Genomic DNA, 14,424 nt, shown 5'->3' on the forward strand with positions numbered 1-14,424 from the left:
CTACTCGGCGGGCACCGGCTTCTGGAGCGCCCGGACCCGGTCGGCAAGGCTGATCACCGCGGGCGTATCGCCGCTGACCGGCATGCGGGCATCGCCAGAACCGGCAAGCGCCTTGGCGATCGGCGAGTCGGCGCCTTCGAGCCGCGCCGTGAGTGCCACGACCTCGGCTGCCAGTTCGTGCATCTGCTCGCGCAGCTGGGAATCCTCGCCGGGCGACGACTTGCCGCGTCCTGCCTTCGACAGTTCACCCTTCAGCCGCTTGTTCTCGCGCGTTAGCGTGGTCAGCCGCCCTTCCAGGCGCTCCCGTTCCATCGCCTGGGCCGTACCGTTGACCGTCGCAGCCTCGGGCACGCCTTGCGGACCCTTCAGTTGGTCGCGCACGCGGGCAAGTTCGCTTTCACGCAACCGGCCGAGCTCGGCCTCGCGCCGCTCCAGCTTGTCGTCGCGATCGCTCAATGAAGACACCATCTGCTGCAATTTCCTGTCGAGCTCGCCGGCGCGCTTGGTCTCGGCCTTCAGCGCCTCGCGCACTGCCTTGTTGTCGGCTTCGAGTTCGGCGAGGCGAAGGTCGCTGCTCTTGTGCTGATTGCGCAGCGCCGACATGTCGTCCGACAGCTTGCCCATCTGGCTTTCGCGGCTCACCAGTTCGATCTGGCGGTTGCTCGAGGAAAGGCTGGCCTCGTCATAGAGCCTGCCGATTTCCTCGATCTCCTGCGCCCGCTTTTCCAGCATGCCTTCCGCCTCGACGAGCTGGGCGGCAAGCGCCTTGATCTGTTCGTCGCGCTTGGAGATGTCCTGGTTCAGGCTGCCGCGCGCGGCTTCAAGCTCGCTGACGGTGCGATCCTTGGTGGCATGATCGGTGGCGATCGCCTTTTGCGCCTCACGGCTGCGGCTGAGCTCGACGGCTTGCGTCAGAAGCTTTTCCTGCGATGCCTTGAGCTTCACCTCGACCTTGCGCAACGCCATGGCGTGCTCGGCGCGCAGACTGTCCTTGTCGGCGCGGATTTCGTCGAGCGTCATCGGGAGCTTGGCTTCGACCCGCTGGCGGGTGACCGAAACGGCGCGCCGCCAGACCGACGGCGCAATCAACAGCACCACAAAGCCAGCGGTCAGGAAGCCAAGAACGAAAAACAGGATCGACTGGACCAAGGCACTTTACCCGTTACGGACAGGCGCGAGTTTGCCATGTTCCCATGGCAGGAATCCAGCACCGCTGCAACAAAATGGCGGCCAATCGATCCGTTCTTCACACAATCAGAACGGATTCCAGGTCGGCTGCTGGGTCAACTTCAGGTAGCCGAGATTGACACCCAGTCGCGCGCCGACACCGGTACGCACCGGCACAAGCAGGATGTTGCCGCGCTTGAGGACGTTGAAGCCGACGCCTGCGACGACATAGGCCGAGCCCGCAACGCCGCCATAACGATCATAGAGATTGTTCACGTCGTCCAGATTGTAGACCAGGATCATCGTACGCGAGCCCTGCCCGCCGAAATCCCAGCCGAGCGAAGGCCCCTGCCAGAACACCTTATGGTCGCCGGCGTTCTTGGTGTAGAGCGTGCCCTCGCCATAGGTCAGGCCGCCGACAAAGGCGCCCGATCCCTCTTCGCCGAGCACATAGCCGTTCGGCAGGCCATAGGACGCGAAAACCTTCTCGACCACGCTGGCAAGACCGCCAGATGTCGAGCCAAAGAAGCGATGGCCGGAATCAAGGATCTCCTGCGAGGTATATTGCTGCGCGCGAGACGCAGATGTCGAAAATGCCAGAACGCCGACAAGGACGAACATCGCGGCAACCAGCCGGGCAAACGTCCGGCCATAGAATCGGGAAATCATGCTTCCAAATCTCCGTCAGGGAGCACACTTTCTCGACGCCCCGGACCCGCTGCAACTCTTGATGGCGGCTGGCTGGTCCAACTTCGGCAAACTATGCCGTAATCCTTTTTCAACCATTAAACTGACCGACGAAGATGGCGGTTCAATGGCACGAACAGCTGTTAAAAAGCCCGGATTTGCGCAGAAAAGCCACCATTTTGCGCAAGGGTTGGCCGCTGTTTCTTGCCGCATGAGGCGGCGCTGTGTAACCAAGAGTACTGTAAGGCCAGCCCTGATTCGCACTGCCGGATTGCATGGCCGCAAGATCGTGGTTCAAGCCATTTGCCCGAGGGATGCCGTTCATGGCCGAGTTGTTGACGCTTTCCGCCCCTGATCTCGCAGCGCTACTGTGCAGCCGTGTCTGCCACGACATCATCTCGCCGGTCGGCGCCATCAACAATGGCCTCGAACTGCTCGACGAAGGCGGCGCCGACGAGGATGCGATGCGGCTCATCCGCACCAGCGCCCGCAACGCCTCGGCGCGGCTGCAATTCGCCCGCATCGCCTTTGGCGCAGCTGGTTCGGCCGGCATGCTGATCGACACCGGCGACGCCGAATCGGTTGCGACCGCGTTCCTCAAGAACGAAAAGCCGGAGCTGGCCTGGAGTGGTGGGCGCGCGCTGCTGCCCAAGAACAAGGTCAAGCTTCTGCTCAACCTGCTGCTCGTCGCCCATGCTGCGATCCCGCGTGGCGGCAAGCTCAGCGTGACGCTCGACAACGTCGAAACGGCACCCAAATTCACCCTGTCGGCGAGCGGCCCGATGCTGCGCGTGCCGCCGAAATTCCTCGAACTGCACTCCGGCCACAAGCCCGAAGAGCCGATCGACGCCCATTCGGTGCAGCCCTACTATACGCTGCTGCTGGCGCGCGAAGCCGGTATGACGATCTCGATCCACGCGACGCCCGAAGAGATCCTGCTCACCGCCGAGTGATCGGCGCAGCTTTTTCAATATAGTAAAGCACAATTATTGTTGGCCGCTCGGCAACGCCGTGGTGATTGCGTGCGGCTGCCTTGTTGTTGGCCGGCTTACAGGCTCAATAACAGCGCGTTTGCGCAATGTTTCCAAGAATTTTACCATTCGGGTTTTCGGCTTCTTTACGCAACCTCGCTATGTTCGCGATGTATCCGGCGCGACTGACGCGTTCGGCTCCCGCAAAAAGGACCGGGATATGAAGCGCTGCCTGTTCGTCGATGATTCGAGCGTCATCCGCAAAGTCGCCAAACGCATCCTCAATGGCCCGGAAATGGTTGTCGTCGAGGCGGCAACCGGCGCCGAGGGGCTGGATATGTGCGCCTACGACATGCCCGACATCATCGTCGTCGATGGTGGGCTCGAGGATATGGGCACAACCGACTTCATCCGCCGCGTCCGTGCGATTGACGGCCGCGTCAAGCCGCAGATCGCGATCTGCCTGACCGAGGTCGACATCGGCGCCATCATGCGGGCCAAGCGCGCCGGTGCGCAGGGTTACCTGCTGAAGCCCTTCACCAGGCCGCAGCTGCTCGACCGTTTCCGCGCCTTCGACATCGCCGCCTGATTCGGTCCTCTGGATCGACCGGACCGGCAGACTGCCGGGGCATCCTCGCGAATCCATGCGTGGAAAAAAGAAAACCCGGCTCGAAGGCCGGGTTTTGACTGAAGTAATCAGAAGAAATCAGGCGATTTCGCGAAGCTCTTCCGGCTCACGCAGCACATAGCCACGGCCCCAGACAGTTTCGATGAAGTTCTGGCCGCCGGATGCCGCGTCAAGCTTCTTGCGCAGCTTGCAGATGAAGACGTCGATGATCTTCAGTTCCGGCTCGTCCATGCCGCCATAGAGGTGGTTGAGGAACATTTCCTTGGTCAGCGTGGTGCCCTTGCGCAGCGAGAGCAGCTCCAGCATCTGGTATTCCTTGCCGGTCAGATGCACGCGCTGGCCACCGACCTCGACAGTCTTGGCGTCGAGATTGACGATCAGGTCGCCGGTGATGATGACCGACTGGGCGTGGCCCTTGGAACGGCGGACGATGGCGTGGATGCGCGCCACCAGCTCGTCCTTGTGGAACGGCTTGGTCATGTAGTCGTCGGCGCCGAAGCCCAGGCCGCGCACCTTGTCCTCGATGCCGGCCATGCCGGAGAGGATCAGGATCGGCGTCTTGACCTTGGACAGGCGCAAAGTGCGCAGAACCTCGTAGCCCGACATGTCAGGCAGGTTCAGGTCGAGAAGGATGATGTCGTAATCATAAAGCTTGCCGAGATCGACACCTTCTTCGCCGAGATCGGTCGTATAGACGTTGAAGCTTTCCGATTTAAGCATCAGTTCGATGCTCTGTGCGGTTGCACTGTCGTCTTCTATCAGCAGAACGCGCATTCAAATCCCCTTTTCTGCTGCCGGAACGTCTTCGCGGTCCAAACCTTGCCGGCCCAGTGCTTACCTGAATCGGAGGCTGCCATCGAATGGTTAACAAAACCTAATTTCGTATGGAAGACCATATCAGAAATTTTAACCGGCGCATACACCCTCTTGAATCCAATCATGAATCACACTGTCAACATCTTAACGCGACGCATTAACAAGGCTGACTAAGCGACTCCGGAGACGGCCCGATCACATTCGCAGCGAAAACCAGAATCTTTACCGGGCCTTAAGTCTCGATGGGTATGATTAACGATGCCCGTAAACGAATGGTTACCGGCGGAGAAAAACTTTAAAAGTTTGTTTTCCATAGTCGGGTGTTCAGAACCGGTTCTGGTGCGGCACGGTCCCTTGGGGCCGGAGTAGGCGAGTAGAAGTGCGTTTTTCGGTGTTCGGGAGTGTCGGGTCATGAAATCACGTGAGAACCTGGTCAGGCTCAAGCAGTTTCAGGTGAACGAGAAGCGCCGGCAGCTGATGCAGCTTGATTCGATGATCGCCGAGTTCGACCGCATGGCCAGCGAGCTCGAACTGCAGATCGTCGCCGAGGAAAAGAAGGCGGGGATCACCGATCTCAATCATTTCGCCTATCCGACCTTCGCCAAGGCCGCGCGGCAACGACGTGACAATCTGAAGAACTCCCAGCATGACCTGGCGCAACAGCGCGCCGCTGCCGAATCCTTACTCGCCGAAGCTGAAGCGGAGCTGTCCAAGGCAGAGATGCTGGAATCGCGCGATCGCACCACGCGCGACACCGACAGCACCGGCCGCAGCGCGATGATCGGCTAAAAATAGTCAGCTTTTCAATAATTTAGCGGCGCCGCGCAGGCTCAAGGCCTGAGGCATCCAGTCAGGCGCGCCGCGCTCTACGCCCGAAATTCAGCCGGCTCATCCCCGCCGGCCAATGACTGGGCACGCGAATCACGAATTTCGGGCGCATGGCGCTCCGCCCAGACCCTGATCTGGTTGAGCAAGTCGGACAGGTTGCAGCCCAGATCGGTCAGCTCGTACTCGACGCGCGGCGGAATGACCGGAAAGATCTCGCGCCGCACCAGCCCGTCACGCTCCAGAATGCGAAGTGTCTGCGTCAGCATCTTGGGCGTGATGCCCTCGACCTTGCGTTGCAGTTCGCCATAGCGCCGCCTGCCCGGCTTCAAAGCTCCAACGACCAGGTAGACCCACTTGCTCGCCAGCATCTCGAGCACGGTGTGCGACATGCATTCGCGCCGGAAGGCGTCATAGCCGAAAGGGGTGTCGGGGGCGCATTCACTATCCATGGGGTACCTATATATCATCGAGGTACATTCTAGACAACAGAATGATACTATCCAAATGATAGTGGCACATGCGTTCATCCAAGGAGGACATTCTCATGCGTGCCATTACCCAGAACACCGTTGGCGGACCTGAAGTGCTCGAGATCGCCGAGCGGCCAACCCCGCAGATCAAGGCCGGCGACGTGCTGATCCGCATCAAGGCAGCGGGCGTAAACCCCGTCGACGCCGCCGTGCGCGGCGGCTTCTACCCGCTTTTGGGCGAGCCGCCCTTCGTGCTCGGATGGGACTTGTCGGGAACCGTCGAGGCAGTTGGTGCCGGAGCCAATGGCTTTGCGCCTGGCGACGAGGTCTTCGGCATGCCCAATTTCCCTGCGCAAGCCGCAACCTATGCCGAGCTTGCGACGGCACCTGCAAGTGAGTTGGCGCACAAGCCAAAGGCGCTCGATCACGCGGCGGCGGCAGCACTGCCGCTCGCCGGCTTGACCGCCTGGCAAGGCCTGGTGACGGCTGGAAAACTCAAAGCGGGCGATCGCGTCCTGATCCAGGCGGCCGCCGGCGGCGTCGGCCATATCGCCGTGCAGATCGCCAAGGCACGCGGCGCTTATGTCATTGCCACGGCGAGCCCCGGCAAGGTCGACTTCGTCCGATCTCTCGGCGCCGACGAGGTGATCGACTACACCTCGGACGATTTCGTCGCCAAGGCCGGCCCGGTCGACGTTGTCTTCGAGGCACTCGGCGGCGACCATCCAGAGGAATCGCTGAAGGCGCTGAAGGATGGCGGCACGCTCGTCGTCCTGCTCGGCCTCAGCGACAAGGCAGCGGCCGAAGCCGCCGCACGCGGCATCAGGGTCGAACGTATCTCTGTGCGCCCAGATGGCGAAGGCCTGAAAGAGCTGGCGAAGCTGACCGAATCCGGCAAGCTCAAGATCCACGTCGCCAAAAGCTTCCCGCTCGAAGAAGCAGGCGCGGCTCATGCATTCCTTGCGACAAAACCCAAGGGCAAGGTGGTGCTGACGGTATAGATCGCCAGGAAATCGTCGCTCAAATGCAAAAAGGGTGCGGCAAGCCGCACCCTTTCTTGTTGGTTGGCCGCAACGGCCGGTGTCAGTGACGGTATTGCTGGATGCGCGTGGTGCGCAGGCCGGCAAGGCCGTATTCGTCAATGGAGGCTTGCCAGGACAAGAACTCCTCGGTCGTCAACTTGTAGCGTTGGCACGCTTCGTCGAGACTGAGCAGCCCTCCCCTGACCGCAGCGACCACTTCCGCCTTTCGGCGGATAACCCACCGGCGCGTGTTGGTCGGGGGCAGATCGGCAATCGTAAGCGGGCTGCCGTCCGGCCCGATAACATATTTGACACGCGGTCTAACCAGATCGGTCATCGTACTCTCTACTAAAAACTCAAAGACCCAATCACCTGCCACACTAGCGCCACAGCTTTAAAAATTGCCTAAGCGTGTACTAAGAGCTAAGTAACGAACGTGAACAGAACGTTAGACTCTCGGTCCGCAATTTAACCACCTGCCGAGTTGGCTGGTTTGTCGCCGAAAAAGGTGAACCAGGCCGCTTCGGGTGGCACTGCGAAGAGGCTTGACCTATATTGCAGCCATTGGCATGCAGCCGACCTTAAGACAGCGGAACGCAATCCCGATGAACAGCCTGGACCTGCCCGGACGCCCCGAAGACACCCGCGTGGTTGTAGCCATGTCGGGCGGTGTCGACTCTTCAGTCGTGGCCGGCCTGCTCAAACAGGAGGGTTATGACGTCGTCGGCGTCACGCTTCAGCTCTACGATCATGGTGCTGCGACCCATCGCGCCGGCTCCTGTTGCGCCGGACAGGACATCGCCGACGCCCGCCGCGTCTCCGAGACGCTCGGCATTCCGCATTACGTGCTCGACTATGAAGAGCGCTTCCGCAAGGCCGTCATCGACCCGTTCGCCGAAAGCTACGTCGCCGGCGAAACGCCGATTCCGTGCGTCTCGTGCAACCAGACCGTCAAGTTCGCCGATCTGCTTGCCACGGCGCGTGAACTGGGCGCCGATGCGCTGGCCACCGGCCACTACATCCGCTCCAAGCAGAACGGCGCCCATCGCGCGCTGTACCGCCCTGTCGACGCCGACCGCGACCAGAGCTATTTCCTTTTCGCCACCACGCAGGAGCAGATCGACTATCTGCGCTTTCCGCTTGGCGGCATGTCCAAGCCCGACGTTCGCGCCGCAGCCGAACGGATGGGCCTGACGGTTGCCACCAAGCAGGACAGCCAGGACATCTGTTTCGTGCCGCAGGGCAAATATTCCGACATCATCGCCAAGCTCAGGCCATCGGCCGCCAACCCTGGCGACATCGTGCATATCGACGGTCGCGTGCTTGGCCGCCATGAAGGCATCTTGCGCTACACCATCGGCCAGCGCCGCGGCATCGGCATCGCTTCGGGCGAGCCGCTCTATGTCGTGCACATCGATGCCGAGCGCGCCCGTGTCGTCGTCGGCCCGCGCGAGGCGCTGGAGACGCACAAGATCTTCCTGCGTGGCATGAACTGGCTCGGCGACGAAGCCCTGTCGTCCGTGCCTGCAAGCGGCCTCGAACTTTACGCCAAGGTGCGCTCGTCGCGCCCGCCCCGTCCGGTCGTGCTGCATCATCGCAATGGCGCCACCTGGGTCGAACTGGTCGACGGCGAATCGGGCATCGCACCGGGACAGGCTTGCGTGCTCTATTCCGACGAGGGCGACGAGACGCGCGTCTTTGGCGGCGGCTTCATCGAGCGCTCCGAGCGGCACGCCGACGCGGAAGCGATGCTGTCGCGCCTGGCAGCAACGCCGGGGACGATTGCGGCGGAATAGGAATTGGGGGAACAGGGCAGTAAGGCCATAAGGCAGTAGGTTTCTAGCAAAATACCGCCCTACTCCCTTACTGCCCTATTCCCCTTGATTTCAGTCGTGCGTAACAGTGCCCGCAGTCAGAATCCTCAGCACCCCCAGCGCTTCATCAGCACCCGTGCGCGGCTCTTCGCGCGTTTGGATGCAATGGATGAAATGCTCGAGTTCGCGCGTCAGCGGCATGGCATTTTCGAGCTCGATATAGGTCGGCTCGTTCATCGTCGACGTCCACTGCCCCTCATCCTGCCACACAGCATGACGATACAGCGCAAGCTTGCGCTCCAGCGGCTCGACATCGTCGAATACCGCCATGCCCTTGGTACCGACGACGGTCAGCCGGCGCTCGCGATAGGGATTGAGCCGCGACGCAAACAGGTGCCCGCGCAGGCCGTTGGGGAAGCGCATATGCAGGTGGGCGAAATCGCTAAGGTGGTTGAGCACCGCGGCACCCTCCCCGCGCACCTCGATGGGGGCAGTGCCGGTGATTGCCAGGATCATCGACAGGTCGTGCGGGGCAAGGTCCCACAGCGCATCGTTTTCGGCGTGGAACTTGCCGAGGCCGAGGCGATGCGAATGGATGTAGCCGACTTCGCCGAGTTCGCCCCTGTCGACAAGCGCCTTGAGCCCTTCGAACGCCGGATGGAAGCGCAGCACGTGGCCGGTCATGAACACACGGCCATTGTCGCGCGCGGCCTTCACGGCGCGCTCGGCGTCGGGCACGGTCAAGGCGATCGGCTTTTCGACCAGCACGTCCTTGCCGGCTTCAACGGCACGCACCGCAAAGTCGGCGTGGAATTGCGGCGGCAGCGCCATGACCACGGCATCGATCTCGCTGCGGGCGAAAAGTTCGTCCGGGGTGAGCGCGAGACAGCCCTGCTCCGTGGCGAAACGCTCCGCGCGCGCCGGATCGACGTCGGATACGGCATGGAGGGCTCCAAGCGACTTCAGGGTGCGGATGTGGTTACCGCCCCAATAGCCGCATCCAAGGACTGCAATACGCGGTTTCATCAGGCTCTTTCCAAAGGGAATTACGCCGGCAGACATAGTGCCCGCGCCTTGCTAACTCAACCCCGCCTGCTGCGCCATTGGCGCCCGAGGCCTGCGCGACGGACGCGGACTGCCGCTCCTGAAGGGCTGCCGGAAGCCCGACAGACGTGCCTCGACAATTATCCGGAATTGCCCGATCTCACTGTTGACAGGCTCGCCATCCAGACATTATATCCGCCCGACCTTGGCGAACGCTTCGACGCCTGCCTCCCAGCGAGACAGTCATTTCGAGCCTTCTCCACCCTGGCGGGATAGCTCAGTTGGTTAGAGCACGGGAATCATAATCCTGGGGTCGGTGGTTCGAGTCCACTTCCCGCTACCACTTCCTCACATCAAGATCGCATGCAGCCGGCGAGACAGCCTCCGCTAGCCCGACATCTGCTGGATGATCCATTGCCTGAAGGCGATCACGCCTGAACTTCGCCGCTGCGCCGGCGAAGTCACCAGATGGTACTGCAGATCCGACGGGATCATCTCGTCGAAACACTTGACCAGACGCCCGGCGACGAGGTCGTCGGCAACGAGAGACGACCGCACCAGCGCCAGGCCGGCATCCTGCCGGCACGCCGCGATCATGTCGGAAAAGGTCGGAAAACTCGGCCCGGCCTGGAAGTCGAAGGGATCATCCGACCCATCGACCGCCGGCAGCCTCTCCTTCCGGTCGTAGATCTGCCCATACCAGCGCTCCCAGTCCAGCACAGTGTGCCGGGCGCCCTCATATCGCAGCAGGGGTGCGGCGCGCAGTGCCTGCCGGCTGGGCAGGGTTCGAAAAACGGCCGGCGATGAGACGGCGAATTCGTAGTCGTCCGTGAGCCGGTAAGCATCCGTGCCCGGCAAGGATCCGGCCAGCCAGATGGCGATGCCGATCTTTTCGATGTCGAATCGCGCGCGCCTGTATTCAATGGTCACGCTGACCTCGATCTCAGGGTGAGCGGCGCAGAAGCCGCCGAGCCGCGGCTGCAGCCACTGGCTGGCAAATTCCGGCGTCGTCGAAATGCTGAGCTGCTCGCTCCTGAGGCCGGGGCGCGCATTCTCGAGCACCACCTCCAGCGCCGACAGGGCCTCGATGATGTCAGGTATCGCCTTTTCGGCCAAAACGGTCAGCTCGACGCCTTTCCTGCTGCGCACGAACAGTGGCGTACCCAGCCACGCCTCAAGCTGCGCGATCTGATGGCTGATCGCCGTCTGGGTCAGGCCCAACTCTTCCCCGGCTCGGGTGAAGCTGCGCGTACGCGCCACTGCGGCCATGGCGCGGAGCGTCTGCAGGGGTGGAAGCCGCGAGCCAGGCTGCATGAAATTCCCTCATGCATCGGGTGATGCACCTTCATTGTACCTGACGCAGGAGGGCATGCAACTCATGGCAAATCATGAAACAAATGCCGTATATCTCCATGAAAAAAATCTCTGGCCTGATCAGCCGCGCGTTGCGTCGATTCCGCCGACGTCAGTCTCCCAAGGCACTGCCAAGTTACCTTCGGCGTGACATCGGCCTGGACCACAGTAACGATCGGCCCCGCCATTGGGCGGACTATCTTTGACACTGAAAGCGCCGCGCGAAAGTGCGCGCGGTGCACTCGTCTCGGCACCGGCTCCCGGCGAAGCCTTCAGTGCGTGATCAGCAGCGGCGAGATCGAATTGGCGATGGTCTGGAACGCCGCCTTGAGCTCAGCGATGTTCTTGGTCGGGAAGTAGTAGGCCGGACCGGTTGCGCAGGTGCTGTACAGATCGCGATTGGCCTGGGTGTCGGCGCCGAGAACCACCGTGTAGACGATGACGTCCTGATCCTTCAGCTTGGTGCAGACGGTCTTCGTCGCTTCATTTACCTTCTTGAGCGCACCGGCGCGGTCGAGTGCCCCCATGCGCCCGGTATCGAGGTAGCTGTAGGCACCGTAGTCGGACTTGTTGATGGCTTCCTTGGAAGCGCCGAAGACGTTGTTTTCGCCGTCGGTGAAGACGACGACAACCTTTGAGGTATCAGGCGCCTTGAAGGCATCGCCCTGGGTGAACGGCGCGCCTGGCGACAGGACACGATAGCCCCAGGCGAGGCCCTCGGAAACGTTGGTCCCCGAACCGTACCAGAAGGTCATGTTGTCGAGTTCACCCTTGATCTTCTTGACAGGGTCGCCACCTAGCTTCACCAAATCCTCGGTCAGCGGAACGACAGGTGTCGCGCAGCCATAGTTCGGACCGGTGGTATCGTTGGGCGTTTCCTTCAGCTTGGCGTTGGCGCGCGCCGTCGGGTCGGAATACTTCGCTTGGGATTTCTGCTTCTGGGCATTGGTGCCGCCAACGACATCGTCCAGGTAGCTGTTATTGAAATAATCGGGGCTGTTGGGTGACTTGACCGGCGCCCCAGGCTCATCCGGCGCGAAATAGGGTACGAACAAGGTATCCGGCAAGGTGATGTCAGGTGCGATGTCAAGCAGAGCGTACTCATCGCGGCGCGCTTCGACGCAGCCTTTCCATTCCCCCTTGGGCCCGGTTTTCCAGTTCTTCTCCAAGTCCTTGAAGAGCTTCCAGTGGCCGACACGGCTCTTGTCCTTGCCCTTTGCGTCCTTGTTGGGTTCGAAGTTCTTGCCGTTCCATGACTTGTCGTCCAACGGCACCTCGTCCCGCATATCCACCCAGGACTGAACGAATCCCTCAGCACTCTTGATGTTCACAGCGGTCACGAACGGCACCAGTGCGGCGCGGATCTGGCGTTCGGGCCGGTCGTCCTTGACCTTCTGCAAGGCCTTGATGATCTCCTTGGAACCTTCGATCAGTGCCGCCATGTTGGCGGCGCCCATCGAGCCGGTGTTATCCAGCACCAGCGCAACCTCGAGCTTGGCATTCGATTCAAAGGCATTGGCGGCAGCGGCGACCTTCGCGCTCTGGCCGAAGATGAAAGCGAAGTTCAGCTTGACGTCGGCGTCGGCTGTGGCGGTCGTCTTGATGTGATTGACGCTCTGCTCGACGACGAGCTTGGCCTTGGCGTTGATCAACGACGGTCTGTTGGCAATGTTGGTGGCGAAGAACGCGTTGAAGGTGTCGTTGCGGGTCCCGGTCTGGTCGCTCAGCCGCGAGGCCGCCAGCACGGCGGAGTCGAGCGCGTTCTGCAGGTCCGATCTGGCCTTCATCAGATTGGCGACGTCGAGCGCGAAGCCGACGGCGGCCAACAGCACAGGCAGCATGATCGCGAACATCATCGCGAAATTGCCGCTTGTCGATTGCCAGAAGCGTTTAAGCACCACAGCCTCCCCGAAAAATCCCGTGGAGGCTGTTTGCATGCAAACAATTTAAATTGAGTTTAGCACAAGGGGTACAACCACGGGATGATCCCAATCAGGGCTTCAAAGCTCGCCAGCCGCGTCAACATCCTCGCCTTCGCGGTAGGCGACGCCGGTCCGGACAAACTGCGGCTCCAGGCCAAGCATCGGCAGGACGCGCCGGAGGATCGCACCACCAAGGGGCACGGCATTCCAGCCCGAAGTCCTGAACCCGTGCGTTTCCGGAAGTCCCTTGGGTTCGTCGAGGATCGTCAGCAGCAGATATCTCGGCTTGTCGACGGGAACGACGGCCATGAATGACGTCATCACCAGGTCGTCGACGTAGCGCCCGTTGACGACCTTCTCCGCCGTGCCCGTCTTGCCGCCGACGAGGTAGCCCGCGACGGCGCCGTTCCTGGCCGAACCGGCCTCCGCGTTGTAGCGCAGGAGATAACGCATCGCATCCGCCGTCCCTGGCGAGACAAGCCCGGAGCCGACGATACGACCGGCCACCGGAGCGCCCTTGATGAAGGTCGGCGTGATCAGGCGGCCGCCATTGACCAGCGCCGCGATGCCCATGCTCGCCTGCAACGGCGTCACCGCGATGCCATGGCCGAATGAGACGGTCGCCGTTGTCACCTCGCCCCAGCTTCGCGGAAGGATCGGTGCGGCACTCTCCGGAAGTTCGGTGCGCAGCCGCGACATCAGGCCAAAGCGCGTCAGAAAGGCCCGCTGCGCTTCGCCGCCCAAGGTCATCGCGATCCTGGCCGTCGATATGTTGGAGGAGTAGATGAACACTTCCGGAATGGTCAGCATGCGGTATTTGCCGCGATAGTCGTGGATCATCTGCCGTCCGAACTGCAGTGGCTTGCGCGCATCAATGACCGACTTCAGCGTGAACTGTCCGGAATCGAGTGCCATGGCGGTGGTCAGCGCCTTGAAGGTCGAGCCCATTTCGAACGCGCCGGCGCTGATGCGGTTGAGGCGCTCGGGCTGCAGCGCATCGATGGGAACGTTGGGGTCGAAATCCGGAAACGACGCCAACGCCAGCACTTCGCCATTGTCGACGTCGAGCAGCAGGCCGGCGCCGGCCTTGGCCTTGAAGCGTGCCATTGCTTTCAGGGTTTCGTCGGCAAGGGCGTGCTGGATGCGGACATCGATCGACAGCGTCACCGGCTGCAATTGCCTGAAATCGCCGGTCATGCCGGCGAGATTGAGGTCCTGCAGGCCCTGGCCATCGATCCACTTCTCGATGCCCGAGATGCCGACATTGTCGAGATCGACAGCGCCGAGCACATGGGCGGCCAGCGAGCCGTTGGGATAGATGCGGCGCTTCTCCGAGCGGAGCCCGATGGCTGGAAGCCCGGCATTCCACAGCGCCTGCTTCTGTGACGGCGTGACCTGGCGCTTGAGCCAGGCGAATGCGGCATCGCTTTTCAGCCGCTGATGAAGTTGGCGCGCGTCGAGGTCCGGAAAGATGGCGACCAGTTTTTCGACCGCCTCGTCGACGTCGGGCACATAGCGCGGCTCGGCATAGACGGACGCACTCGGCAGGTCGGTTGCCAGCAGCACGCCATTCCGGTCCAGGATCTGCGGTCTGGCGTTGGCCACCTCCCGGAAGGCGTATGCCGGACGCTCGCTGCCGGTCAGGCCAAGCTGCACCAGCCGCGTCCCGATGGCAGCAAACAGCAGGGCAAACACTGTCATG

15 protein-coding genes and 1 tRNA gene are annotated in these 14,424 nt (G+C 61.7%); 7 read left to right on the forward strand and 9 right to left on the reverse strand.

Features of this window, described 5'->3' with window-relative positions; all coding sequences use genetic code 11:
• Both J1C56_RS13705 and J1C56_RS13710 read right to left on the reverse strand, forming a co-directional pair.
• Window positions 1–1,149 (reverse strand): coiled-coil domain-containing protein, encoded by a 1,149-nt coding sequence (locus tag J1C56_RS13705; RefSeq protein WP_214390047.1) that lies wholly within the window; start codon window positions 1,147–1,149, stop codon window positions 1–3.
• Window positions 1,150–1,254: 105 nt separating this feature from the next.
• The gene (locus J1C56_RS13710) at window positions 1,255–1,836 is read right to left on the reverse strand and encodes a DUF1134 domain-containing protein (RefSeq protein WP_067959164.1); all 582 of its coding nucleotides are present in this window, start codon (window positions 1,834–1,836) and stop codon (window positions 1,255–1,257) included.
• Here J1C56_RS13710 and J1C56_RS13715 point away from each other — a divergent pair.
• From J1C56_RS13715 to J1C56_RS13725, 3 genes are all read left to right on the forward strand, one after another.
• The gene (locus tag J1C56_RS13715) at window positions 1,835–2,209 is read left to right on the forward strand and encodes a hypothetical protein (RefSeq protein ID WP_214390049.1); all 375 of its coding nucleotides are present in this window, start codon (window positions 1,835–1,837) and stop codon (window positions 2,207–2,209) included. The genes J1C56_RS13710 and J1C56_RS13715 overlap by 2 nt on opposite strands.
• Entirely contained in the window at window positions 2,178–2,807 is a 630-nt protein-coding gene (chpT, locus tag J1C56_RS13720) for a histidine phosphotransferase ChpT (protein WP_214390051.1), read from the forward strand. Before J1C56_RS13715 ends, chpT begins: the two co-directional genes overlap by 32 nt.
• Window positions 2,808–3,045: 238 nt before the next feature.
• On the forward strand, window positions 3,046–3,414 hold the full coding sequence (locus tag J1C56_RS13725; protein ID WP_214390053.1) for a response regulator: 369 nt from the start codon (window positions 3,046–3,048) through the stop codon (window positions 3,412–3,414).
• A gap of 117 nt (window positions 3,415–3,531) precedes the next feature.
• Here J1C56_RS13725 and ctrA read toward each other — a convergent pair whose 3' ends face one another.
• Window positions 3,532–4,227, reverse strand: a complete 696-nt coding sequence (gene ctrA / locus J1C56_RS13730; protein WP_067959158.1) for a response regulator transcription factor CtrA — start codon at window positions 4,225–4,227, stop codon at window positions 3,532–3,534.
• Between the two features lie 453 nt (window positions 4,228–4,680).
• Between ctrA and J1C56_RS13735 the strand changes: the two genes are divergently transcribed.
• A complete protein-coding gene (locus J1C56_RS13735; RefSeq protein ID WP_214390055.1) occupies window positions 4,681–5,058 on the forward strand; it encodes a flagellar export protein FliJ in 378 nt (125 codons plus the stop codon).
• A gap of 77 nt (window positions 5,059–5,135) precedes the next feature.
• On the opposite strand, the gene J1C56_RS13740 is transcribed toward J1C56_RS13735, so the two are convergent.
• A complete protein-coding gene (locus J1C56_RS13740; protein ID WP_420797386.1) occupies window positions 5,136–5,486 on the reverse strand; it encodes a winged helix-turn-helix transcriptional regulator in 351 nt (116 codons plus the stop codon).
• A gap of 155 nt (window positions 5,487–5,641) precedes the next feature.
• On the opposite strand from J1C56_RS13740, the gene J1C56_RS13745 reads away from it, so the two are divergent.
• Window positions 5,642–6,568 carry an NADP-dependent oxidoreductase gene (locus J1C56_RS13745; protein ID WP_214390058.1) on the forward strand — a complete coding sequence of 309 codons (927 nt, stop codon included), beginning with the start codon at window positions 5,642–5,644 and terminating at the stop codon, window positions 6,566–6,568.
• An 82-nt stretch (window positions 6,569–6,650) separates the two neighbouring features.
• Here J1C56_RS13745 and sciP read toward each other — a convergent pair whose 3' ends face one another.
• Complete coding sequence (sciP, locus tag J1C56_RS13750) at window positions 6,651–6,926, reverse strand: CtrA inhibitor SciP (protein ID WP_013529904.1); 276 nt, start codon at window positions 6,924–6,926, stop codon at window positions 6,651–6,653.
• A gap of 268 nt (window positions 6,927–7,194) precedes the next feature.
• Here sciP and mnmA point away from each other — a divergent pair, with 268 nt between their 5' ends.
• Window positions 7,195–8,385: a tRNA 2-thiouridine(34) synthase MnmA gene (mnmA, locus tag J1C56_RS13755; protein WP_214390060.1), complete on the forward strand. Its 1,191-nt coding sequence runs from the start codon at window positions 7,195–7,197 to the stop codon at window positions 8,383–8,385.
• A gap of 90 nt (window positions 8,386–8,475) precedes the next feature.
• Here the strand turns inward: mnmA and J1C56_RS13760 are convergent, their stop codons facing one another.
• Entirely contained in the window at window positions 8,476–9,429 is a 954-nt protein-coding gene (locus J1C56_RS13760; RefSeq protein WP_214390062.1) for a Gfo/Idh/MocA family protein, read from the reverse strand.
• Between the two features lie 284 nt (window positions 9,430–9,713).
• Between J1C56_RS13760 and J1C56_RS13765 the strand changes: the two genes are divergently transcribed.
• A tRNA-Met gene (locus tag J1C56_RS13765) sits at window positions 9,714–9,790 on the forward strand.
• A gap of 44 nt (window positions 9,791–9,834) precedes the next feature.
• Here J1C56_RS13765 and J1C56_RS13770 read toward each other — a convergent pair.
• The 3 genes from J1C56_RS13770 to J1C56_RS13780 all read right to left on the reverse strand — a co-directional run bounded on the left by J1C56_RS13770 (window position 9,835) and on the right by J1C56_RS13780 (window position 14,423).
• Window positions 9,835–10,761, reverse strand: a complete 927-nt coding sequence (locus J1C56_RS13770; RefSeq protein ID WP_214390064.1) for a LysR family transcriptional regulator — start codon at window positions 10,759–10,761, stop codon at window positions 9,835–9,837.
• A gap of 311 nt (window positions 10,762–11,072) precedes the next feature.
• The gene (locus J1C56_RS13775; protein ID WP_338001433.1) at window positions 11,073–12,698 is read right to left on the reverse strand and encodes a TadE/TadG family type IV pilus assembly protein; all 1,626 of its coding nucleotides are present in this window, start codon (window positions 12,696–12,698) and stop codon (window positions 11,073–11,075) included.
• A gap of 102 nt (window positions 12,699–12,800) precedes the next feature.
• Window positions 12,801–14,423, reverse strand: coding sequence for a peptidoglycan D,D-transpeptidase FtsI family protein (locus tag J1C56_RS13780; RefSeq protein ID WP_214390068.1), 1,623 nt, complete (start codon window positions 14,421–14,423; stop codon window positions 12,801–12,803).
• Between the last annotated feature and the right edge of the window lies 1 nt (window position 14,424).

The sequence above is a fragment of the Aminobacter anthyllidis genome, assembly GCF_018555685.1.
GTDB classification, from domain to species: Bacteria; Pseudomonadota; Alphaproteobacteria; order Rhizobiales; family Rhizobiaceae; genus Aminobacter; species Aminobacter anthyllidis.

What these genes read in the sequence shown, in the direction of transcription:
- J1C56_RS13715 (WP_214390049.1), top strand. Translation starts at nt 1,835, where the DNA reads ATGCTTCCAAATCTCCGTCAGGGAGCACACTTTCTCGACGCCCCGGAC.
- J1C56_RS13710 (WP_067959164.1), bottom strand. Translation starts at nt 1,836, where the DNA reads ATGATTTCCCGATTCTATGGCCGGACGTTTGCCCGGCTGGTTGCCGCG.
- chpT (WP_214390051.1), top strand. Translation starts at nt 2,178, where the DNA reads ATGGCCGAGTTGTTGACGCTTTCCGCCCCTGATCTCGCAGCGCTACTG.
- J1C56_RS13725 (WP_214390053.1), top strand. Translation starts at nt 3,046, where the DNA reads ATGAAGCGCTGCCTGTTCGTCGATGATTCGAGCGTCATCCGCAAAGTC.
- ctrA (WP_067959158.1), bottom strand. Translation starts at nt 4,227, where the DNA reads ATGCGCGTTCTGCTGATAGAAGACGACAGTGCAACCGCACAGAGCATC.
- J1C56_RS13735 (WP_214390055.1), top strand. Translation starts at nt 4,681, where the DNA reads ATGAAATCACGTGAGAACCTGGTCAGGCTCAAGCAGTTTCAGGTGAAC.
- J1C56_RS13740 (WP_420797386.1), bottom strand. Translation starts at nt 5,486, where the DNA reads ATGTCGCACACCGTGCTCGAGATGCTGGCGAGCAAGTGGGTCTACCTG.
- J1C56_RS13745 (WP_214390058.1), top strand. Translation starts at nt 5,642, where the DNA reads ATGCGTGCCATTACCCAGAACACCGTTGGCGGACCTGAAGTGCTCGAG.
- sciP (WP_013529904.1), bottom strand. Translation starts at nt 6,926, where the DNA reads ATGACCGATCTGGTTAGACCGCGTGTCAAATATGTTATCGGGCCGGAC.
- mnmA (WP_214390060.1), top strand. Translation starts at nt 7,195, where the DNA reads ATGAACAGCCTGGACCTGCCCGGACGCCCCGAAGACACCCGCGTGGTT.
- J1C56_RS13760 (WP_214390062.1), bottom strand. Translation starts at nt 9,429, where the DNA reads ATGAAACCGCGTATTGCAGTCCTTGGATGCGGCTATTGGGGCGGTAAC.
- J1C56_RS13770 (WP_214390064.1), bottom strand. Translation starts at nt 10,761, where the DNA reads ATGCAGCCTGGCTCGCGGCTTCCACCCCTGCAGACGCTCCGCGCCATG.
- J1C56_RS13780 (WP_214390068.1), bottom strand. Translation starts at nt 14,423, where the DNA reads ATGACAGTGTTTGCCCTGCTGTTTGCTGCCATCGGGACGCGGCTGGTG.